The organism is Gordonia sp. ABSL11-1, assembly GCF_030315685.1.
Classification (GTDB): domain Bacteria; phylum Actinomycetota; class Actinomycetes; order Mycobacteriales; family Mycobacteriaceae; genus Gordonia.
On the sequence record NZ_JASXSI010000032.1, the window covers coordinates 25,037 to 45,589 of the forward strand.

The following is a 20,553-nucleotide window of genomic DNA, read 5'->3' on the forward strand; positions in this document are numbered from 1 at the left end:
AGTCCGACACGTCCCCCACAGTCGCTTCAGGTATGCCGACGCACCCGACATCCACGGGTGTTTGTCAGCCGTCCGTCATGAGTTTGGGTTCGCACTGGTCCACCATCAGATTGCGTGTCGCGGGTGTCTCAGAGTGATGACCGAGCCATCCGATTGCCAACAGCCCCAGCACCGACCAGATCGCGATGTAGCTCGCTACGAGCCACGGTGCACCGTCGGAAACCAGCACGAGAGCCGTTGCGACAAAGGGAAATGTTCCCGCGACGAGTGCGGCACTGAACTCTCGGACGGTGGCGATCCCGGAGAAACGGACCTGGGCGGGGAACACATTCGCGAGAAGTCCGGGGAATGCCCCCGCCCCTGCTGCGTACGGGATGACGTATGCCAGCGAGATGCTCAGCGCAGCTATCCAGAAGTTCCCCGTACTCAGGCCGTAGAACATCGCGAACACGCCGGGAATGGTCGTCCACGCAGCGACTCGCCACACGGGGCGGAAGCCGTAGCGGTCGCATGCGGCACCGAAGGCCGGTGCTGCCACGGCTCCGAAGAGTGTGCCAACCGATACGGCACCAAGAGCTTGCATCGCCGTGACTTCCACCGTATTTCGCAAGTAGCTGGACACGAACGAGGTCAAACATGCGGCAAACACGTTGTAAGCACTGATGATGACGAACATCGCGGCGAGCCGCGCCTTCATGGTTCCAAAGAGCAGACCGATCGGTTGCACCGGCTTGGAACCGGCTTTCCGCGTCTTTTCGGCTACGGCCACAAACTCCGGCGATTCCTCCAGGCGGGAGCGAATATAGAAAGCAATCAGGAGCATCAGTCCAGCCGAAAGAAAGGGAACCCTCCATCCCCAGCTCAATTGTGCCTCACGCGGAAGCGCCGACACCAGGAGAAAGGCAACGGTCGCCAGAAGGACGCCGACAAGGACGACACTTTGCATCAGGGCCGTATAGAAACCCCGTTGTCGTAACGGCGCGTACTCCGCAACCAGCGCAAGGGCACCGGCGTTCTCGGCACCCGCACCGAACCCCTGGAACAGGCGCAACACAACAAGGAGCACCGCAGCCCAGTATCCGGCGACAGCGAAGGTGGGCAGAAATGCGATCGCGAATGTCGAAAGGCCCATGATGGTCAGACTCAGTACCAGGCCAGGCTTGCGTCCATACCGGTCACCAATCCGGCCGATGACGAGGCCGCCGAGCGGACGGACGACAAAGGCGACGCCGTATGCGCCAAAAGCAGCCAAGACACCCAATCCCGGAGACACTTCCGGAAAGAACAGTTCGCGCGCGAGGATCGCCGCCAGGGAGCCATAGAGTGCGTAATCAAACCACTCGATCAGCGTGCCCGCCGCGGCACCCAGCAGCGCGCGGCGAGCCGCGGGGGTCATACGTTCACCTACGTCGCCGGCATCCGGTGGTGCTGAAACATTCTGTTCGGTAGTCATCGAGTGCTTTCCAATCGTTGAGAATGAAGGGTGTCGCAGACAGAGATGCATTGCTCCATGAGGTGGCACCTCACGGAGGTCTATCGCCCAACCCGCCGGCGAAGAAAAATGTAAGCGTTACAGACCGAGAAGGGTCCCACCGTCAAGTGGCACCTCACGGAGGTTTATCGCCCGACTCGCCGGCGACAGCAGAAAGGCGATCGCGTTCGCAATATCATCGGGATCGTTCACATATGCCGGGACCACGCCGGCGCCGTACGATGCTTCGTTCGTGAGCATCTCCGTGCGGGTTGCGGTCGGCGCCACGGTATTGATCCGAATTCCGTAAGGCTGCGTCGCGAGGCCCAGGACGCGCAGTGCTTGCGTCACAGCAGCTTTCGACGCCGCGTATACCCCGATGTTCGGGTGCGGACGACGTGCTGCGGCAGAGGTCACTACGACGATGGATCCGGCACTGTCGTGCGAGATCATCGACCGTGCGGCGGCTTGCGCCAGCGCGTAGTTGCCGATGAGGTTGAGTTTGAGCACCTTCTCGAACTGGGCAGGATCGACGGTCAGCGGATCGGCACTGTGCATCACCGCAGCGGTCGAGACCAGACCGGTGACGGCGCCCACTTCCTCGAAAAACGTTGCTATCGAATCGGTGTCAGCAAGGTCAAGGTGATGATCTCTGACCTCGGCTCCCTTTGTCCGCAGATCTGATGCGACCACTGCCAGCCGGTCGACCTCGACGTCGGCCAGCACCAGTTCGTGCCCGCACACGCCGAGCAGCTCCGCAACGGCCTTGCCGATGCCCTGCGCGGCCCCCACGATCACCGTCCGCTCTCGGATACCATTCACATCATCTGTCACGGTCACCTCTGCACGGTCCGCTGTGGTGATTCAGCCGACAGTATCTCGGGGCGCTGCCGTGACATGTGACGAATACCTGCGCCACCACCGGCCGCACTGCACGGCCCTCGACCATGAGTACCGGTGCAGCGTATGGCGTCGACGATCGTCGATAGCCGTTGCAGGTAGTCCGCGCGGGAGATGCCGAACTCCAGGAAGATGTCGGCATCGGTGGACCCATGAAACGGCGCCCACGCGCGGGCATGGCGCAACAGGTCGAACTCGGCGCGGGTGATACCGAAAGCCTCCCAGGCGTACTCGCCCCGCGTCACCGCCACATCAACCAGACGTCCGACCAGTTCCCACACCGGTTCGCGTCGAAGCACTCTGGAGCTGACGCCAGCGGGTACCGGCTCGCTGACGGTCCGACTCATCACGCCGCGGCCGGCGGATTCCCCTACCACGGGTGGGGTCCGTCCGCGCCAAAGAAGCTCGCAGTCGGGCGGTCGTCGGAGTCATCGAGCGCCACTCTGATGGCGGGCGCGGCGCCGTCAGCAGGCGACAACACACCTCGATTCGCGTTCATATCGGTGCTGACGAACCCCGGCTCAACCGCATTCACTCGAATATTGCTGTCCGAGAGCTCTTTTGCGAAGGCGATGACGGCAGCATTGAGTGCCGACTTCGATGAGTTGTAACCCAGCGAGTTGACCCGATAGAACTGGCCCTCCGGATCAAGAGCGGCGGTCAGAGAACCCGTCATGCTACTCACCATGACGATGCTTCCTGCGGGGGCCGTACGCACGAGCGGGAGGAATGCCTGCGTGACACGGATGGCACCAAAGACATTGACCTCATAGATCTGCTTGATGCCGTCGAGGGTCTCTACTGAGGGAAGGGTCGTGAAACCATGAGCGAGACCGGCATTGTTCACCAAGACATCGACACGAGGTACACTCTGGGCGACCTGCTTTGCCGCGGCCACGACACTCTCGTCGTCGGTCACGTCGATCTCCAACAGACGTACGTCTATGGCACCAGCTGGTCGCGCCGATATCAATGCATCGACAGCCTCCTCCCCTCGATGACGGTCGCGCGACCCGACGAAGACCGTCGCCCCGGCGTCGGCCAGCCCCTGTGCGATAGCGAATCCCACGCCCTTGTTCGCGCCGGTAACAACCGCGATCTTCGTCGTTGCGGAAATTTCACTCATCCTTGTCTCCTGATGGCCTTATCTTCGTATGGCCCTATCTCCTGATATGGCCCTATCTCCTGATACTGGTCAGCGATACAACGACACCGCGAAGTCGGTCATCGCGGAGCCTTCCCATAGGGCACCGGATTCGACGAGCTCATCGATATCGGCGCATGGGATGCCCACCGACTCCAAAACCTGGCGCGAATGCTCACCCAACCCGGGCGGTCCGAGGACCTCAGCCGGCCGCCCCCGCTCGAAGGTCGCATAGCGGGCCGGGACAAAGAACTCTTTGCCATCCGCACGCGACAACGCGCCAAGATAGTGGTCGCGAAGGATCTTCGGTTCGGCGGCCAGATCGTGATAGGTGATCGCCTCGGCGGCCGCACCTCCCGCCCCATCGACACGGCTGACCACGTCGTCGGTCGTCAGCGACTCGAGCGTCGTCTGAATCTGCGCGGCCAGGTCTTGCCCATCGGACTGCCCAGCGGGCAACAGACACGCTGCAATTGCCGAGTCGACTGACGGCAGCCACACGCGCACATACCCATTCAAGGTTCGGTAGTAGCGGTCCAATGGGCTCGGACCCGGATAGTCGAGACCACCTAGCTGCACCGGCGGCCGACTTTGGTAGCGGACCAGTTCCCCGCATTGCATATACGCTGCCACGATGGTCAGCGACACATCGAATCGTTGCCCGACCCCACGGCGAAGGCGATGATAGAGCGCCAAGCACGACGCGAATGCCATCGCACACGCAGCGGTGACATCGTTGACAGCAATGCTGGAGAACACCGGATCAGCGTCACCGCCCTGCGCTGCCATCATGCCTGACACCGCCTGCAGAATGGGATCGAATCCGGGTTTACCGGCGAGTGGGCCGACCTCGCCGAAACCGGTAATGGATCCGGTGATGATATCCGGACGCACCCGTGTCAGTGACTCATGGTCGATCCCGAGACGTCGAAGTACCCCTGGCCGGAAGTTGTCCAGAACCACATCGCTGCTCTTGACAATGTCACGAAATACCTTGGAACCGGCCGTATTACGCAGATCCAACGCAAGGCTTCGCTGGCCACGATTGTAATGCCAGCCGATGCCCCGGAAATTGTCTCCCGCGCTCGGCTCGACCTTGACTACGTCGGCACCCAGGTCAGCGAGAAGGGAGCCTGCCAATGGGCCGGCTAGTACCGCTCCCAGATCAAGCACCCGAAACCCAGTCAATGGCCCGCCGGACGAGGGCCCACCGGTGCCCGGTGCGGTGTTCGACGAACCCGACGACCAACACGCGGCGTCGACGAACTGTCGAGGCCGCGGTCGTTGCGCCCGAGAACCGGTGAGATCAACGGGAGTCCAGGGCATCTCGACTGATCCGACCACGGGATCATCGACAACCTGCCGTTGCTCCAGAGCCACCGACTGCGGATGGTCCAGAAACTCGCCGGCATCGGCGACGATACTCGCCGGACAATCGACCTCGTCTAGCGCGGTCAGCCATTCCGCACACGGGCGAGTGGCGAATGCCTCAGCTATCCGCGCTCGCACCCAGTCCCGATTCTCAACCGAATACAGCTTCGTGTGTTGCCCGTCAATTCTGGGGTCGGTCAGGATGTCTGCGACCCCGAGAAGCTTGAACGCGGCGATCTGGAACTTGGGCAGAAGCGCACCCAGCAGCAGCCAGTTGCCGTCGGCACACCGATACGTCGAGTAGGGGGGATTGGGTCCATGGGCGCCGACTGCCGTCGATGGAGGCGGAGAATCCGGGTCGACGACCATGGTGGCGGCAGCGGTGATCTGTGCGGCGTTCATGCCATCCACCGTCACCAGCTGACCCCTACCGCTTCGCTCGCGCTCGATGAGCGCGGCAACCGTGCACGTCGCTCCCCACAGTGCCTGCTCGTAGGTGAGGTAGGGAAAGACGGGTTCGACTGGGCCGCCATCACTCGACGACTGACGACGCCCGATGCCCGTGGCTGCACTCATCAGCCCATCGGCCGCACGGTCGGGGACCTCATCACCCACCCTGAATCGGGTGAGAGACAAATGAACGACTCGCGGGTTCCGCTCGCCGAGTAGGTCGATCACCTCTGCGGCTCCGGCACCGGTGGTGATGATGACATCAGCGTCGGCCGCGAGGGTGATCACCTTGTCCGAGTTACGGTCTGCGTCGAGTAGACGCTTATTGCGATCCCACATCGGCGCCTCGGGAGGAGAGGTGTCGGAATCACCTGGGCGAATCACGTCAGCGCCGAAGTCACCCATCAGCATGGCGGCGATACGCCCGACCGACGCGACGCTGAGATCAAGAACCGCGATGCCGTCGAGCACGGTCTCGCTTGAACCGTTAACTGACACTGGAATTCTCCTTTTTCACGAACGGATTACGACGGTGAGCCGGGAACGGGCTCGGTCGCGGTCGTGGTTGGCGCCGCTGCCCCACTGACAATCGAACCGGTGTCGACCGCCGAGAGGACCCTGATGGCCTCAATGGTGTCGAACGCCTTGCGAATCCGACCGTTCAACACGACACCCGCGGTCGCCACGCAGACGACTCCGGCCGCTGCATATCTCATCAGTGGTCACCTTCTCTCGGCGCAGGCTGTGTAGCCGTCACCACTGGTGAACGACGTGTTCCCGTCGCATAGCGCAGGAACGGAGACCTGAGCACTTTGGTGAGTACGCCATAGGAAATGACTCCGTCCGGCCACTGAGTCGCAATGCGTCCGGAATCACTTCGGTAGTAATTGTGCTCGTACTGGAATGCCGTCCCGGCGAGCATGCGCTGCACCACCACATCGTAGATATCTGCCGCCCAACCGCGGACCTCCACGAACTTGGCACGACACCGCTCGGCATGCCGGATCGTGGAACTCACGAACGACGCCTGCAGTTCGAGGTTGGAGACGATGGTGCCGCCGTTGGTATTCGGTCCGTACATGATGAAGAAGTTCGGAAACTCTGGCACCATCAGGCCCAGAAATGCCCGATCATCGCCATCCCAATAGTCGTGCAGGCTCTTCCCCTCACTCCCGATCACCTCGAGGGTCGAGAGGAACTCCGCTTTGAACCCGGTCGACATGATCAGCACATCGACTTCGTGATGATCACCTGCGGCGTCGATCACGCCATTCTCGGTGACCTCAGCAACCGCTCGCGATACGAGTTTCACGTTGTCCGACAACAGGGCTTGGAAGTACGTGTCGCTGATCACCGGGCGCTTGCCCCCGTATGGATGTCGGGGCGTCACAGCCTCGATGAGGTCCGGGTGACCTTCCAGAGACGATTCGAGATACTGTCGTGCCCCGGCTTCAGCTGCACGGTTCTGGCGCGATCCCGGCCGCCACAGCGCGGCACCGAACTGCGCCCGGTCTCGCTGGAACAACGTCTTCAGTCGCACGATGCGTTGAGCTACTGGCGATTCCAGGGCCAGACGTTCTCGCGGCGTGTAGTCGCGGGCGCGCTTGGGGACAATCCAGTTTGGTTCACGACTAAACATCGTGACTTGTTTTGCCACCCCTTTCAGAGCCGGGACGAGTTGTGTCGCCGTCGATCCGGATCCAACGATCGCCACCCGCTTGCCGGTGAGATCGACGTCATGGTTCCACTGGGCAGAGTGGAACATTGTTCCTTCGAAACTCGACAACCCGGGAAGGTTCGGGATGTTCGGGTCGCTGAGCAGTCCGACTCCACTCACCACGTATCGTGCCCGCATGATCTCTTCTCCCCCGGAGATGATCGAGTACTCGCACGCGTCCTCATCCCAGATCACCGATTGGATATCCACACCGAATCGGCAATCCTTGCGCAAGTCGTAGGCGTCGACGACCGCTGACAGATACTGCTGGAGCTCGGCCTGCCGGACGTGTGTACGACTCCAATTCCACGGCATCCACGAGAAGCTGTAGAGGACCGAAGGCGTGTCGACCTCCGCTCCGACGTAGGTGTTGTGCCACCACGTACCACCCGGTCCTGTGGCGCGGTCGAAGAGGGTGATCCGCCGATACCCCGCGCGACGCAGTTTCACCGCCGCCCCGATGCCGGCGAAACCGACCCCGATGATGGCGATCGTTGGATCCGGTCCGCGATTGCGGCTTCTCAGTGTCATCATGTCTCTACTCACTGTGGTTCTGGTCGTCCGAACTCATGTCGATCAAGGCATGTGTGGCCGATACGCCACCATCGACGACGAGTACTTGTCCGGTGATGTACGACGCTGCCGCCGACGCCAGGAATACTGCAGCGCCACCGATATCGGAAGGACGTCCGCGACGTTGCAGAGGCACCTTCGCCGCCAACGCGGTGTCGCCGGCGCGCGCGGGCGTGTCGATCGTTCCCGGAGCGATGGCATTGACCCGCACCCCGTACTGACCGTTCTCGATAGCCAACGTCCTCACGAGGCTGTTGACCCCGGCCTTTGCCGCACCGTAGGCACCGTGCAGCGTCGATGAAGCCAACGCACTGACCGACGAGATGGCCACAATCGAACCCTGCCGCGCGGGAATCATCAGGTGCAGAGCTTCTTGCGCAACCACCCACTGCTGTCGCAGATTGAGCGCGAATACCGTGTCCCAGTCATCATCTGAAGCATCTGCGGTCGGCGACCACCGCGACGACCCGACGACATTGACCAGGATGTCGATACCACCGCGTTGACGTGCGATCTGGGCGAAGGTGTCATGGACAGACTCCCGATCAAGAACATCGACCGTATGCGCGGAACTCTCGACGCCGAGGGCACGTGCGGCCGCCGCCGAGTCGTGTGCCGCACTCGCGTCGCGATCCAGACATGCGACCTGCGCCCCCACGCGGGCCAGCCCCTCAACACATGCTCGGCCGATGGCCGGGCCCGTACCGACGACCACCGCGCTCCGCCCTGCGAGGCCGATATCCCAGGCTTCGCCGCATGATCGGTTGTCACTATTGGTACTCACGGAGTGTTACTCGCCTTCACTCGAATTTTCCTGTCTCCCAATATCTGTCACGTCACCAATCGCACTGATCAGCGCGTCTGCAATCTGTAGGTGGCCGGCGTCACCAGGGTGGATTCCGTCGACCAGATCCGCTTTGTCCACGAGGTGCGCGCCAGGGATCAACGCCAGTGCCCGATCTGTGGACGCGAGTTCGCTCACTGTGTCCTCAATTGCGCGGCGCAGCTCAGTAAGCGTCGCTCCGAGGAGATTGGGCGTGGATTCCGCCGCCGGTCGCACTATCGGACTGATGACCACGATCGGAACCTGCGGGCGAACACCCCGAATGATGCCCACGAAGTCGCGCACTATCCCGCCGAGGTGGATCGCACCGGTCGGGATGGTGCTCCAGTTGTTGGTTCCGAATGCGAGTGTCACGACGTGCGATTCAAGGGTCGCGAGATACTCGGCGATGACCAGTTCACCGCGGGCGGATGCGGCGAAGCCCAGGTTCCAGACGTCCAGGCCTAACGATCGGCCGGCGATCGCCGGGTATGACCGGCCCGGGTCAGAAACCGACCAACCCTGAGTGATGGAGTCACCGTACGCGATCCACCGGGGGGCCGGCTCTACGGGAAGAATGCACCCGCCGATCGGCACCAACCCGGTCGGGAACGCTTGTCGCGATTCAGGTAGGTAGATGGTGTGCGTCTCACCGTCCGAGGACAGTGGCACCCGTACCCGGCCGCCGAATTCCGGCACCTCGACCGCCGCCCGGCACTCAGAACCAACCCAGACCGAGATCACCTCTCCCATGGTTGGAGCCGCCAACCTGTGGCGGGGGGACACTACGAGATCAACCGCCACGGCCTCGGCATAGGACACCAGCCGGAGTGCCAGTCCAGCGCTCACATGCGCGGCGTCCCAGGTATCAGCCGGCAGCCGGCCACGCACATTTTCGGGAAGACGCACCCCATTGGGGGCGCCACCAACCACAAATCGATCCAGCGCTGGTACCGGTGGGGCATCGTCTGGTGCGGTAGCTGCCGAACCAGAACCCTGCTGGGTCGACGACGAAGGCTGGCGGTGATTCACATGAGTCCGTTCGTATATATGAACATTCGACTGTATTATTGAACACTGTAGGTGTCGTAGACCACAGTCGTCAATAGCGGAAGCGACTGATCACACGCCAGACGCTGGTTGCGCCACGTCACACCGCTGAGTACTGTCGGCATCATTGGGTCGTATATACGAACGAGTATTCATATATATGAACGTAGTCCCGTCAGGCTGTCTATCGACCGCTATGAGCGTGCGCATCCACATGAAAGACGAGTGAGGTATCCATGGACGGCACATCGATCCTTCCCGAGGCGCCCCAGTTCCGGCGTGTGCTCGGACACTTCCCCACAGGCGTGGCCGTGGTGACAGCCATCTCGACCGAGCACAACCCTGTCGGGATCGCCGTGGGTTCATTCACCTCTGTCTCGCTCGACCCCCCGTTGGTCGCCTTCCTGCCATCGAAGAGTTCGACCACGTTGCCGGAGATCCTCGCGGCAGGCACCTTCTGCGCGAATGTGCTCGGCGCCCACCAGGAGCCCTACAGCCGCGCGTTCTCCGCGAAGGGAGGCGACAAGTTCGCCGATATTCCCTGGCGGCCGGCGAGCAGCGGCTCCCCCATCATCGATGATGTGATCGCATGGATCGACTGCGATATCACCGAAGTCACCGAGGCCGGCGATCACTACGTCGTCTTCGGCCGCGTCCGGGAGCTTGACCTCGACTCCTCGAAACCGCCGTTGGTCTTCTTCCGCAGCGAATACCGTCAGCTGGGGTAGCGATGAGCTTGCCCAGCACGGCATTTCCGCGTACTCACGCGCACCGAAAGGCTTTCTGATGCCGCGACAATCACCGATACCCGATGAACTCGACGCACCTTTCTACGCCGCTGCCAACGAAGATCGACTGGTCATTCAGTTCTGCACCGACTGCGACCGCTGGCAGTACCCCCCCAAGCACAACTGTTCGGCATGCTCGCACTCCATCGGGCTGGTGTGGCGACAGGTCTCCGGCGACGGCACGATTTACTCGTTTGCCATTGTCCACGACACACAGATCGCGGTGCTACGCGACGAGCTTCCCTTCGCGGCCGCTGTGATCGAGTTGAACGAGTGCCCGGGCATCGTGATGGTCTCGCATATTCACGCCAGCAGCCCTGGCGATGTCGAGATCGGGCTCGCGGTCCGTGTGACCTTTGTTCCCACCGTGGCCACTGACCAGAAGGTTCCCGAATGGGTGCTGCAATGACCGCCACCGCATTGACGCTTCGGCCAGCTCCCGACCGAGTTGCCCGCGCCGATCCACAAGCCTCCCCGTTCAACGCACCACTCCTGACCGAAAGATAGCGAGGACACACCCGTGGCACCTGCGCCCACCATCAAGGAGTCGGCCGCCGGGCTCTACCGCACTCACGACGGACTGGGTCCGTGGCCCTACCGCGGCAAGGTCGCCGCTGTCGGAATCGGACATTCCCCCACCGCCAGGCGTTGGGACGGCACTCCGGATACCGCGATCGGCGCACAGACAATCGCGGCGATCCGCACCGCCATCAAGGATGCGGGAGTCGACGCCAGCGAGGTCGATCTGCTCGTGATGGACTGCAAGACGACCGCGGGAGGTTCGCCATGGCCGGTTGGTGAGTCGGTACCCAAAGAGGTAGTCGAACAATTCATCTCCTCCTCGAACCCTCTCGACGGCGTGGCGCAGCTGAGTCCGCAGTGGCTCTTGCTCAATCTGCCCGAACTATCCGGGGTGAAACTCGTAATCCTTGCCACTGAATGTATTTCGATGGTGCTGGCCGCCTCCGCAGAAGCCGTCGGTAGGGGCGTGGGCACTACATGCGTAGCGGTGAAAGCGTGGCACAATCTTCCTGGACGTTACGGTGTCCGCGGCGCCACTGCCGAATCAGTGCAGACGGGCAACGCGAAGTACGGCGTGCACGGGTACGGCGTCGCCGGCACGAATTGTTTCGGCATCGCCACGCAGTTTCGTCGCTACCTACACAAGTACGGCAAGACACGCGAAATGATGGCGCCCTTCGTCGTCAACTCTCGGGACAACGGGCTGCTCTTTCCCGAGGGGTACTGGGCCCAGCATTCCCCGACCCCGATCACGATCGACGACTACGTCCACGCTCGGCCGATCGCCGAGCCGGCCAATCTGCTCGACAATGATCTGCCCATCCATGCCGCGGCGGCCTATGTGATCACCACATCAGAGCGTGCCATCGACCTTCGCCACCGCCCGGCCTATGTCCTCGGTCATGCCGGAACCGGGGTCGTCGATGGTGAGTCGTACACCGGAGTCGCGCCGCGCAGCACCATGCAGACACTCGAAGAAGCCGAGGACCTCGCCGCCGCAACCGCGCGGCGGGTATACGAATCTGCCCAGGTCACCGCGGCAGACCTGGCTTTCGAGAACTGCTATGACGGTTTCAGCTTCTTGCATCCGTTCCATATCGAGGGATTCGGCTACGCCGGAATACGGCCAGGCGAGGCACTCGACCTCTACCAGACCGACATCAGTATTTCCGGCCCACATCCGGTTTCTCCGAGCGGCGGCAACATCGGCGGCGGACGCACCCGATGGTGGAGCCACACCGACTCGATTCAGCAGATTCAGCTCCGGGCGGGTAAACGGCAGATCACTCAACCCGCGACGGTGGGTCTGTCCGGCGGATTCACTCAAGATTGGAACAATTTCATCGTGTGGAGCCAGACACCAGACGGGCCGTGATCACACACATCGCTACACAAACGGCATAGGCCCAGGCGATACCCCGGCTGAGGCTATCCAACTGAGAACTATTCGACGAGAGCAGACTTCGTGAACTACCTCAATCAACTTGCCCAGCTGGAGGGTAAGACCGCCGTGGTCATCGGTGGCGCCGGCGGCCTCGGCGCAATGTCGGTCCGCGCCTTCGTCGGCTGCGGAGTCCAGGTCACCGTACTCGACCGAGATGCCGAAGCCGCGCAGGCACTCCAAGCCGAACTGGGCGAGGCCATCGGTATAGTCGTCGGTGATGCGCGGCGACCAGACGCGCTGGAGGAGACACGGAAGGCAGCTGGCGAGAGCATCGACATCCTCGTCAATATTGTTGGTGGGACCTTCTGGTCCGAACTCGATCAGCTGAGCGACAACGCCATCGATAGCCTCGTGCGCCTGAACTTTCACGCTCCAATCGCCGCGATTCGCTGCTTCCTGCCACTGCTGAGGCAGGGTTCGGCAGCGTCGAGCGCGGGTGCCTCGATTATCAATGTCACCTCTATCGAGGCTCACCGCGGTGCACCGGCCATTTCGGTCTACGCCGCCATGAAATCCGCCCTGACCAGCATGAGCGCTTCGCTGGCTGTCGAACTCGCGCCGGACGGGATCCGTGTCAACACCATGGCTCCCGATATTCTCGAGACTCCCGCACTGTTGAAGATCCTCGGACACGAACACGCTTCACCGGAGGCGGTCAGCGCACGCTATCGCGCGACCATCCCCCTCGGTCGTGGCGGCGACCTCGAGGACTGGGCCGGTGGCCTGCTCTTCTTGGCCTCCGGACTATCCCGGTACGTGACCGGCCAGGCCCTCCACATCGACGGCGGAACCAGCGCTGCAGCCGGATTCACTCGGTGGAACGGCGATGGGTGGTTCCCTTTCCTCCCGCTCGATGTCGCTGCACACATGCCCGAGATCGATGAGATCCGCGGCGCCCCCAGCGGCGATCACACCTCGCCCGCACCTGGCGAAGCGGCCGACAACCCCACGAGATGAGCAGTAGCCCAATGGAGAAGAACTATCCAGAGTTGTTTCGCCGCAGAGCATTTCGTGATCCTGATCGACGTGCTCTGACTTTCGACGAGCAAACCTTCAGCTACGCAGAAGTCGTGGAGTCGTTCGAATCCCTCGCCGCAGGCTTGCTCGAGCGAGGTCTGCGCCCAGGCGATCGGGTTGTCTACGCCGGACTCAACCACCCGTCGCTGATCTTCACCATGTTTGCCGTGATGGACCTCGGTGCTGTCTTCGTGCCAGTTGATCCGCGACTGGCTCCGCCTGAACGGGAATGGGTTGTCGACGATCTGCGTCCATCGATGCTGGTCGTCTCAGACGATGTCCGAGAGGAGTTCACTCAGTCGTTGCGCAACCGTCCGGAGACACAGTCGGTCCACATCCTCTCGGCCGACGGCACCGGCGTCGAAAGCATCGGCGCATTGGTGGCGGGCAATACGCCACTGTGCCGCTGCTCACCGGATCTCGACGATCCCGCCGCCATTCTCTACACATCCGGGAGCACCGGACGCAGCAAGGGTGTCGTGCATTCGCACCGCATGATTCTCAGTAACGCCATCAACCTTGCCCGCCTGCTCGGAACGCAGCGCGACGACGTGGGGCTAGTCATGACCCCGCTGTTTCACACAGCAGGCTTCTCGACCAACCCACCGACCATCTGGGCCTATGGCGGCGAGATCGTACTGCTCCCCAAGATGAGTGGGCAGGCGGCAATTGCCGCGATCGCCGATCGTGGTGTCACACGCATCGATACCGTCACCGCAGCGCTTGGCGTGCTGTTTGCCACGCCGGGTTTCGACGACACCGATCTGTCCGGCTTGCGCTCGCTCAATGTCGGGGGTGCGGCGATCCCGGTCGACCAGGTGAACACGTTCCGCGAACACGGCACGAAGGTCTACATGGCCGCGGGAATGACCGAGTGCTGCACGGCAGTCGCACTCGCTCCTGAGCTGATCGACGAGAAGCCGACCTCGGTGGGTAAACCGCTGTCCTTGAACGATGTTCGTATCGTCTCGCTCGAGGATGGCGAGGAGGTGAACGTTCCCGACTCGCCCGGCGAGCTGTGGCTTCGGGGCCCGGCCGTGACGCGCGGGTACTGGAACAATCCCGCCGCCGACGCCGAGGCTTTCGATGGCGACAATTGGTTCCGCACCGGCGACATCGCCAGGCTCGATGCCGACGGTGACATGTATTTGGTCGGCCGCGTGAAGGACGTCATCAAGACCGGCGGAGAAAGCGTGGCCGCAATCGAAGTCGAACGAGTAATCGCTGCTCACCCGGCGGTCAATCAGGTCGCAGTCGTCGGCGCTCCCGACCAGCGGTGGGGCGAGACGATCGTGGCGGTGGTGTCACTCAAACCCGGTCAGGATCTCGATCTCGACCAGGTACGGGACCACTGCGCCGGACACCTCGCGAGGTTCAAGCTCCCCACCCGACTCCTCATCACCAAGGATCTACCGATGACTGCCTCGGGCAAGATCGCAAAGGGCAAGGTACGCGAACTGGCCGCGAGCAGGCGCGACGCACCCTGACAACCGTCCTACAACCTTACGATCGCGACGCCATCGGACTCGGTCGAAATCCTCCGGGCACCAATCGGTCAGGTAGGCGTCACCAGGCCCCACATACTCTGTCCCAGACTTCACGGATTGGAAAACCTCATGAAGATAACAGTTTTCGGCGCAGGTGGATTTCTCGGATCAGCGATCACCCGGCATCTCGCGGACAAGGGGCATGCCGTCTCGGGATTTGTCCGCAGCGATTCTGCTGCGGCAAGGGCGCGGGCGGCCGGCGCGGAAGTAGTCCGGGGGGACCTCGCTGACATCGCGAGTACCGTCGCCGCGGTTGACGGCGCACAGGCCGTCGTCTTCGCCGCGCAACTGCTGATGGAGCCGGAACGCACGGCGGTCCGGGCGCTCCTCGACTCGCTCGCCGGCACAGGCGCGGTGTTTCTCTTCACCTCGGGTACCGGCGTGTTGTCTCAGCGTACAGATGGCGACTGGAGTGAAGACACTTTCGCCGAAGCTGACCAGTTCACACCGTCGAAATACATTGGTGCACGGGTTGATACCGAAAACGAGGTGCTGGGATTCGCCGATCGCGGGGTCCGCACCGCCATCGTTCGGCCCGGAATGATCTGGGGCCACGGCGGATGCCCCATGATTCGAGAGTTCTACCGCGGCGCCATCGAACGCGGATTTGTGGGATACCTCGGAGCCGGGCTCAATCTGTATTCAAATGTGCATGTCGACGACGTCGCGTCACTGTACGGGATGATTGTGGACGACGATCAGGCCAGCGGCATCTACCATGCGGTCTCGGGCGAGACCAGCTACCGGACATTGGCCCGGGCCGTGGCCGATGACATCGGGGTCCCTTGCCAGAGCATCGATTTGAGCCAAGCAATTGATATTTGGGGCAAGACCACAGCCATCATCTATTTCAGCGTATGCAGCCGGGCACGTGCCCACCGGAGCCGTACCGAGCTAGGCTGGCAACCGGACGCCACCAGGCTGGATATCCTCACCGATATCGGCCACCGCGAGTATCGCACTGTGCTTCCTCGTGTCGAGAGCACCCGGTGACCGCCGACGGAGGCCGTCACCGCAAGCGGCCCCGGCGACTATTCGACGCGCAGCCGATCCTGGCGGAGGGGAATGTGACCCCCGATGGCTACTGTCATATGTGAGGTCAGGTTCAGTAGTCGATCGACAGCCTCGTCAATCGTCACCGAACTGCTGTCGGGAAGGTGCACGGTGACCGCCAGCCGAACATCTCCGGCGGGGTCGAAGACCGGCGCAGCGATGAAGATGGCGTTGGACCGCGGCGAGGCGACATCGGCCTCACCGTCAGGAGTGAGGAGGTAGGAGCCCAAACCCGTTCCGCCTATTTGTGTCTCGATGGCCCGCCGCGTGTTGGCCGAGTCGAGGTCGTTGGTCTCAACCGTGGTCAACACCGAACGCCAGGAGGGTATGTCGCGCGACGCGACATACCCTGCGGCGCGGGTTTCCGCCAGTGATTCGAGGTACACCTCGACCGACTCGCTATCCGCGTCGACTCCCGCCAGCCATTGTTTCACGACATCATCAGGCGCCCATGCGAAGAAGGTGGTACCCAGCGGCGGTACCAGCGGCAACCGCTGCCCGGGTCGGGCCATTGCGCCGAAGATGGTCATCGGACCGTAGTAGGTCAGGTGCAGAATCTCGCCTCCGTCACGGATACTTGTCATCACGGCAACGCCGAGATCGTCGGCGAGCGCATTGAGTTCATCTTTGGCCAGATCGAGCGGCTGGAATCGCCGCTCGGCGACCAACCCAAGCGGAATCAGCGCAGGCCCCAACGCATACCGGCCACTGGACGTCTCTTTCGTAAGGTACCGACGTTCGGCGAGAGTGGTCACGATCGCATGACAGGTCGCCTTGTTGAGCGAGAGTCGTCGAGCCAATTCAGACACCGTGAACCCATCGTCTGGATGCGATGCGAGATAGTCGAGCACCCGCATCACGCGCGTAATGGGTGGGCTAGCCACAGCCAAAATCCCTCTCTACATCACACTGAGGCACGACGTTATCGCCGTCCCCGACAGGGTCGGTACGTCAAACCATACACCGAGGCAAGGGCATTCCCCGGGAGCACGCAACCGTCGTAGGCCGTGGGCGACGATGGTGGCGGTTGCGGCGAGGGCCGCGGCCACTCCGCCTATTCGACGAGGTGAGCAGCGGGGCCACACTCCGGCCGGTCGATTGTCGCGCACTCCTGGCCGCGGGCCGATCAGAGGCTACGCGACTACGATTCAACGCAAACCATAGACCGGAATACTCACGGAACTCACGATTCGAACTGGCAATTCCCCGCTATGTGCCCCGAGTCACCTGTTGACGATGTTCATGGTTTACGTCACACTAATTGCGCCGGTGCATCGTCAGCCCGCAACACGGCACCGCGTTCGGATCGGCCGACCACATCCGGTTCGGCACCTCGCCGACAGTTCCCGTAGCCCCCCGCACCAGAAAGCGAACCATGACACGACTCAAAGGGAAGACCGCACTGGTACTGGGTGCGTCGAAGCCTGGAAACATGGGACAGACGATCGCACGCGCCTTCATTGCCGAAGGCGCCGACGTCGTCGTTTCCGGCCGAGACATTGACGAGGCCAACCGGTTCGCCGAGCTCCGCGGGGCATCGGCGCTGGCCTGCGATGTCCGCTCACGAACCGAGGTATTCGACCTCTTCCACGAGGTGGCACGGCTACACGGCGGTGTCGATGTCGCCGTGAGCACCGCGGCTACCGGCCTATTGCCGACAACCATTCTCGATACGACCGAGGACGACGTGGAATCGATGGCTTCAACCATCTTCAAGGGCGGCTTCTACTTCCTTCAGGCCGCCGTTGACTCCATGCAGGACAAGGGCGGTTCGATCATCACCGTCACCAGCGCGGTCGCTTCCATCATGTTCGAGAATCACGGCATTTACATGGGCGCCAAGGCAGGCCTCGAGCACCTCACCAGATCTGTCGCGAACGACTACGGGAGGGCGGGCATTCGCGCCAACTCGATCGCCCCCGGATACACCCAAACCCCTATGGCTGAGCGCTTCTCCGCACCAGGCGTAGTCGAAGCATTCTGCCGCGAGATCCCATTGGGGCGCCTCAACACCGCCGAGGACGTGGCCAATGCCGCAGTCTTTGTCGCCTCTGACGAATGCTTCATGACCGGCCAGACCCTCCACGTCAATGGCGGTCTCACACTGCGACGCAATCCGACCGTTGGCGAACTCACGGCCGCAATGAATCAGGCGGCGGCCACCACCTGAGCCCGTCTCTGGGGCCGAAATCTGTGGAGTGACAGCGCCCGGAAGACGATTGACACGTGATCTGGAACACTGTAGGGTTTGTTTGCAATCGCGATCCTGTGTTCGCATTATTGAACGCTTGCCACGGTGAACTGGCAATTTCAGCAGACTCGCGCCAGTGCTTGTCGTTGGCTACAGCGCACGGCGCCACACCACGTGGTGGGTAGGTGCGTGAGTTCATCGACGGCTTTGCCGACAGTTCCACATTCCGCAAGGAGACGATCACCATGACCACCGACTTCACATCAGCAACCGACGCTGCCGAGCACGAAGTCCGCAACCTCCTGATCGACCGTGCACGCGAAGTGGCGGCACTCATCGATGCCGAGGCCGACGAGACCGAACAAGGCGGGAAGGTCACCGGGAAAGCCGTTGCCGCGATTCGCGAGCAAGGGTTGTTCTGGGCCGGCATCCCGGAGGCCGCCGGCGGATCCGGTGGCAGCACCATCGATGCCATCGAGGTTGTCGAAGAGCTCTCCCGTGCCGATGCCTCTGCCGGCTGGATCGCCATGGTCAACATCAGCGCCGCCGGAATGATCGCCGGATATATGCCCGAAGCCGGTGCCTCCCAACTCTATTCGCCGACCACTCAGAGCATGGTCGCCGGATTTGCGGCACCGGTGGGAAAGGGGGAGAAAGTCGACGGCGGCTATATTCTATCGGGGCGATGGACCTTTGCCAGCGGCTCGGACTGGGCAGACTGGTTCGGGTTGGGTTTCACCGTGGTCGACGCCGACGGCGCTCCCCTCCTCGATGACAAGGGCGCCCGGCAGGCCCTGTACGCGGTCCTGCCCAGCACCTCGGGTGACATCGTGCGCAACTGGGACGTCACCGGCCTGGCAGGCACCGGAAGTCACGACATCGACGTCACCAAGGTCTTCGTGCCCGACGACCGAATCATGGATGCCTACTCGCTCGACCCGGTGCGCCCGGAGTCTGTCTTCGCCCTGGGCAAAGATGGCATCGCGGTGGCCGGGCATGCGGGCGTCGCGCTGGGCATCATGAAACGCGCTCTTCAGGAAGTCGCAGAGATCACCGAAGGCAAAGGCCGACGCGGCTATCCCGGCCCTGTGGACGAGTATCCGGTATTTTTGTTCGAGTTCGCCAAGGCCGACGCGCAGTACCACAGCGCGCGGGCCTACCTTCTGGAGACCTATCGGGCGGCCGAGGCCCAGGCCATTCAGGAAGGGCAGATCAGCACCGAACTCCGAGCGCGTATGCGCCACGCCGCGGTGTGGGTGCACCGGGTTATGGAAGAGGTCGTTGCCTTCGCTCGCCTCTGGGGTGGCACACAGGCATTCCGCAATCCGTCAGTTCTCGGGCGGGTGGTCCGGGACGCGAACGTCGCCGCCCAACACCTCCACGTGGACAACATCTGGCTCGTCGACGTCGCGCGCGAACTCGTCGCCACCGCCAAGAAACGATGACCGCCGTGCCCGCCGCTTTCACCCCACGCCCAGACGAGTGTCGTCGGGCACCGTTGCCGCGATGACTGACTCGTGGGGGCGTTGGGGCCACGAGGATGAACGAGGCGCCCTGAATCTCATCACCCCCGACCGAACCGTCGCCGCAGCACATTCAGTACGCACCGGTCAGGTGTACCCGCTGGGCCTGCCGATCCAACGCGAAGGCGTTCCCGTCTTCGCCTACCGCGGTCCCTCCCAACGCCTAACGCTCACGACGGAACGGGATGAGCACCGTTGGTCGGCCGCCGGCGCCCCACAAGGGGCCGGCGCCAACGCGGACCTACTCATCACACCCACTCACAATGGCACTCATATCGATGCCCTGTCGCATGTGTTCGATGATCACCGGGTGTACAACGGATTCCCCAGTTCATCTTTCACGCCATCGGACGGCGCACATCGGTGCGGGATCGACAAAGTGGGAGGGATTGTGGGACGTGGCGTGGTGCTCGATGTGGCCGCCGCCGCCAACGTTGACCATCTCCCGGAGACCGAGGCGGTCACAGCTGACATGCTCAAGGCCGCTGAAGTCATGGCGGGCATGCAAGTCGGCAGGGGCGATATCGTGCTGATTCACACCGGTTGGCTCCGCCACTATCTCGACGGGGTTCGCGAGGGCTACTCAGTCCCCCTCGACCGCACCCCCGGTCTCGATATGGGCGGCGCACGGTATCTGGCCGATCGAGATATCGCCGCTGTCGGGGCCGACAATCCTGCGGTGGAGGTCCTCGGACGCGACGGCGACGAGTTCATCGAAGTGCATCGCGAGATGATCACGAAGCGCGGTATCTCATTCATCGAGCTTCTCGATCTCCGGGAACCAGTCGCAGACAACGCCTATGCGGGAATGTTCATCACCGCACCACTACGCATAACCGGCGGATCCGGCAGCCCCGTCAACCCGCTGTTGGTCGTGTGAGTCCGCTGTTCGTCATCTGATCTGATGCGCTGCGGACTGCTCGTTCGTCTGCTCTGCGAAACCACCCGGTCCGAAATGGGCTTGTTTGA

The 20,553-nt window shown here is 62.5% G+C and carries 19 protein-coding genes; 9 read left to right on the plus strand and 10 right to left on the minus strand.

Annotated features, from left to right (window positions below; genetic code table 11):
* Nucleotides 1-64 precede the first annotated feature (64 nt).
* From QSJ19_RS24095 to QSJ19_RS24135, 9 genes are all read right to left on the minus strand, one after another.
* Nucleotides 65-1,453, minus strand: a complete 1,389-nt coding sequence (locus QSJ19_RS24095; RefSeq protein ID WP_286323564.1) for an MFS transporter — start codon at nt 1,451-1,453, stop codon at nt 65-67.
* A 117-nt stretch (nt 1,454-1,570) separates the two neighbouring features.
* Entirely contained in the window at nt 1,571-2,263 is a 693-nt protein-coding gene (locus tag QSJ19_RS24100) for an SDR family NAD(P)-dependent oxidoreductase (RefSeq protein WP_286323565.1), read from the minus strand.
* A 44-nt stretch (nt 2,264-2,307) separates the two neighbouring features.
* A complete protein-coding gene (locus tag QSJ19_RS24105) occupies nt 2,308-2,748 on the minus strand; it encodes a hypothetical protein (RefSeq protein WP_286323566.1) in 441 nt (146 codons plus the stop codon).
* Nucleotides 2,742-3,497 (minus strand): SDR family NAD(P)-dependent oxidoreductase, encoded by a 756-nt coding sequence (locus QSJ19_RS24110; RefSeq protein ID WP_286323567.1) that lies wholly within the window; start codon nt 3,495-3,497, stop codon nt 2,742-2,744. Before QSJ19_RS24110 ends, QSJ19_RS24105 begins: the two co-directional genes overlap by 7 nt.
* 69 nt (nt 3,498-3,566) lie before the next feature.
* Complete coding sequence (locus QSJ19_RS24115) at nt 3,567-5,834, minus strand: CaiB/BaiF CoA-transferase family protein (protein WP_286323568.1); 2,268 nt, start codon at nt 5,832-5,834, stop codon at nt 3,567-3,569.
* Between the two features lie 26 nt (nt 5,835-5,860).
* The gene (locus tag QSJ19_RS24120) at nt 5,861-6,052 is read right to left on the minus strand and encodes a hypothetical protein (RefSeq protein WP_286323569.1); all 192 of its coding nucleotides are present in this window, start codon (nt 6,050-6,052) and stop codon (nt 5,861-5,863) included.
* Nucleotides 6,052-7,587 carry a flavin-containing monooxygenase gene (locus QSJ19_RS24125; RefSeq protein WP_353507175.1) on the minus strand — a complete coding sequence of 512 codons (1,536 nt, stop codon included), beginning with the start codon at nt 7,585-7,587 and terminating at the stop codon, nt 6,052-6,054. Before QSJ19_RS24125 ends, QSJ19_RS24120 begins: the two co-directional genes overlap by 1 nt.
* Before the next feature lie 4 nt (nt 7,588-7,591).
* Nucleotides 7,592-8,410 (minus strand): SDR family NAD(P)-dependent oxidoreductase, encoded by an 819-nt coding sequence (locus QSJ19_RS24130; RefSeq protein ID WP_286323570.1) that lies wholly within the window; start codon nt 8,408-8,410, stop codon nt 7,592-7,594.
* A gap of 6 nt (nt 8,411-8,416) precedes the next feature.
* Nucleotides 8,417-9,202 (minus strand): SGNH/GDSL hydrolase family protein, encoded by a 786-nt coding sequence (locus tag QSJ19_RS24135; protein WP_286323571.1) that lies wholly within the window; start codon nt 9,200-9,202, stop codon nt 8,417-8,419.
* Nucleotides 9,203-9,735: 533 nt separating this feature from the next.
* On the opposite strand from QSJ19_RS24135, the gene QSJ19_RS24140 reads away from it, so the two are divergent.
* The 6 genes from QSJ19_RS24140 (at nt 9,736) to QSJ19_RS24165 (ending at nt 15,810) form a co-directional block, all read left to right on the plus strand.
* A complete protein-coding gene (locus QSJ19_RS24140) occupies nt 9,736-10,227 on the plus strand; it encodes a flavin reductase family protein (RefSeq protein ID WP_286323572.1) in 492 nt (163 codons plus the stop codon).
* A gap of 58 nt (nt 10,228-10,285) precedes the next feature.
* Nucleotides 10,286-10,696 carry a Zn-ribbon domain-containing OB-fold protein gene (locus QSJ19_RS24145; RefSeq protein ID WP_286323573.1) on the plus strand — a complete coding sequence of 137 codons (411 nt, stop codon included), beginning with the start codon at nt 10,286-10,288 and terminating at the stop codon, nt 10,694-10,696.
* Nucleotides 10,697-10,807: 111 nt separating this feature from the next.
* Nucleotides 10,808-12,184, plus strand: coding sequence for a thiolase C-terminal domain-containing protein (locus QSJ19_RS24150; protein WP_286323574.1), 1,377 nt, complete (start codon nt 10,808-10,810; stop codon nt 12,182-12,184).
* 90 nt (nt 12,185-12,274) lie between these two features.
* Nucleotides 12,275-13,210: an SDR family NAD(P)-dependent oxidoreductase gene (locus QSJ19_RS24155; RefSeq protein WP_286323575.1), complete on the plus strand. Its 936-nt coding sequence runs from the start codon at nt 12,275-12,277 to the stop codon at nt 13,208-13,210.
* Between the two features lie 11 nt (nt 13,211-13,221).
* On the plus strand, nt 13,222-14,757 hold the full coding sequence (locus tag QSJ19_RS24160; RefSeq protein ID WP_286323585.1) for a class I adenylate-forming enzyme family protein: 1,536 nt from the start codon (nt 13,222-13,224) through the stop codon (nt 14,755-14,757).
* Nucleotides 14,758-14,874: 117 nt separating this feature from the next.
* Nucleotides 14,875-15,810 carry an NAD-dependent epimerase/dehydratase family protein gene (locus QSJ19_RS24165; RefSeq protein ID WP_286323576.1) on the plus strand — a complete coding sequence of 312 codons (936 nt, stop codon included), beginning with the start codon at nt 14,875-14,877 and terminating at the stop codon, nt 15,808-15,810.
* A gap of 38 nt (nt 15,811-15,848) precedes the next feature.
* On the opposite strand, the gene QSJ19_RS24170 is transcribed toward QSJ19_RS24165, so the two are convergent.
* Complete coding sequence (locus QSJ19_RS24170) at nt 15,849-16,727, minus strand: IclR family transcriptional regulator (RefSeq protein ID WP_286323577.1); 879 nt, start codon at nt 16,725-16,727, stop codon at nt 15,849-15,851.
* A 518-nt stretch (nt 16,728-17,245) separates the two neighbouring features.
* Between QSJ19_RS24170 and QSJ19_RS24175 the strand changes: the two genes are divergently transcribed.
* The 3 genes from QSJ19_RS24175 (at nt 17,246) to QSJ19_RS24185 (ending at nt 20,464) form a co-directional block, all read left to right on the plus strand.
* Entirely contained in the window at nt 17,246-18,040 is a 795-nt protein-coding gene (locus QSJ19_RS24175) for an SDR family NAD(P)-dependent oxidoreductase (protein WP_286323578.1), read from the plus strand.
* 206 nt (nt 18,041-18,246) lie between these two features.
* Complete coding sequence (locus QSJ19_RS24180) at nt 18,247-19,506, plus strand: acyl-CoA dehydrogenase family protein (RefSeq protein WP_286323580.1); 1,260 nt, start codon at nt 18,247-18,249, stop codon at nt 19,504-19,506.
* Between the two features lie 169 nt (nt 19,507-19,675).
* Entirely contained in the window at nt 19,676-20,464 is a 789-nt protein-coding gene (locus QSJ19_RS24185; protein WP_286323582.1) for a cyclase family protein, read from the plus strand.
* Nucleotides 20,465-20,553: the final 89 nt, after the last annotated feature.

What these genes read in the sequence shown, in the direction of transcription:
- QSJ19_RS24125 (WP_353507175.1), bottom strand. Translation starts at nt 7,587, where the DNA reads ATGATGACACTGAGAAGCCGCAATCGCGGACCGGATCCAACGATCGCC.
- QSJ19_RS24145 (WP_286323573.1), top strand. Translation starts at nt 10,286, where the DNA reads ATGCCGCGACAATCACCGATACCCGATGAACTCGACGCACCTTTCTAC.
- QSJ19_RS24170 (WP_286323577.1), bottom strand. Translation starts at nt 16,727, where the DNA reads ATGCGGGTGCTCGACTATCTCGCATCGCATCCAGACGATGGGTTCACG.
- QSJ19_RS24095 (WP_286323564.1), bottom strand. Translation starts at nt 1,453, where the DNA reads ATGACTACCGAACAGAATGTTTCAGCACCACCGGATGCCGGCGACGTA.
- QSJ19_RS24160 (WP_286323585.1), top strand. Translation starts at nt 13,222, where the DNA reads ATGGAGAAGAACTATCCAGAGTTGTTTCGCCGCAGAGCATTTCGTGAT.
- QSJ19_RS24140 (WP_286323572.1), top strand. Translation starts at nt 9,736, where the DNA reads ATGGACGGCACATCGATCCTTCCCGAGGCGCCCCAGTTCCGGCGTGTG.
- QSJ19_RS24110 (WP_286323567.1), bottom strand. Translation starts at nt 3,497, where the DNA reads ATGAGTGAAATTTCCGCAACGACGAAGATCGCGGTTGTTACCGGCGCG.
- QSJ19_RS24135 (WP_286323571.1), bottom strand. Translation starts at nt 9,202, where the DNA reads ATGGGAGAGGTGATCTCGGTCTGGGTTGGTTCTGAGTGCCGGGCGGCG.
- QSJ19_RS24175 (WP_286323578.1), top strand. Translation starts at nt 17,246, where the DNA reads ATGACACGACTCAAAGGGAAGACCGCACTGGTACTGGGTGCGTCGAAG.
- QSJ19_RS24120 (WP_286323569.1), bottom strand. Translation starts at nt 6,052, where the DNA reads ATGAGATATGCAGCGGCCGGAGTCGTCTGCGTGGCGACCGCGGGTGTC.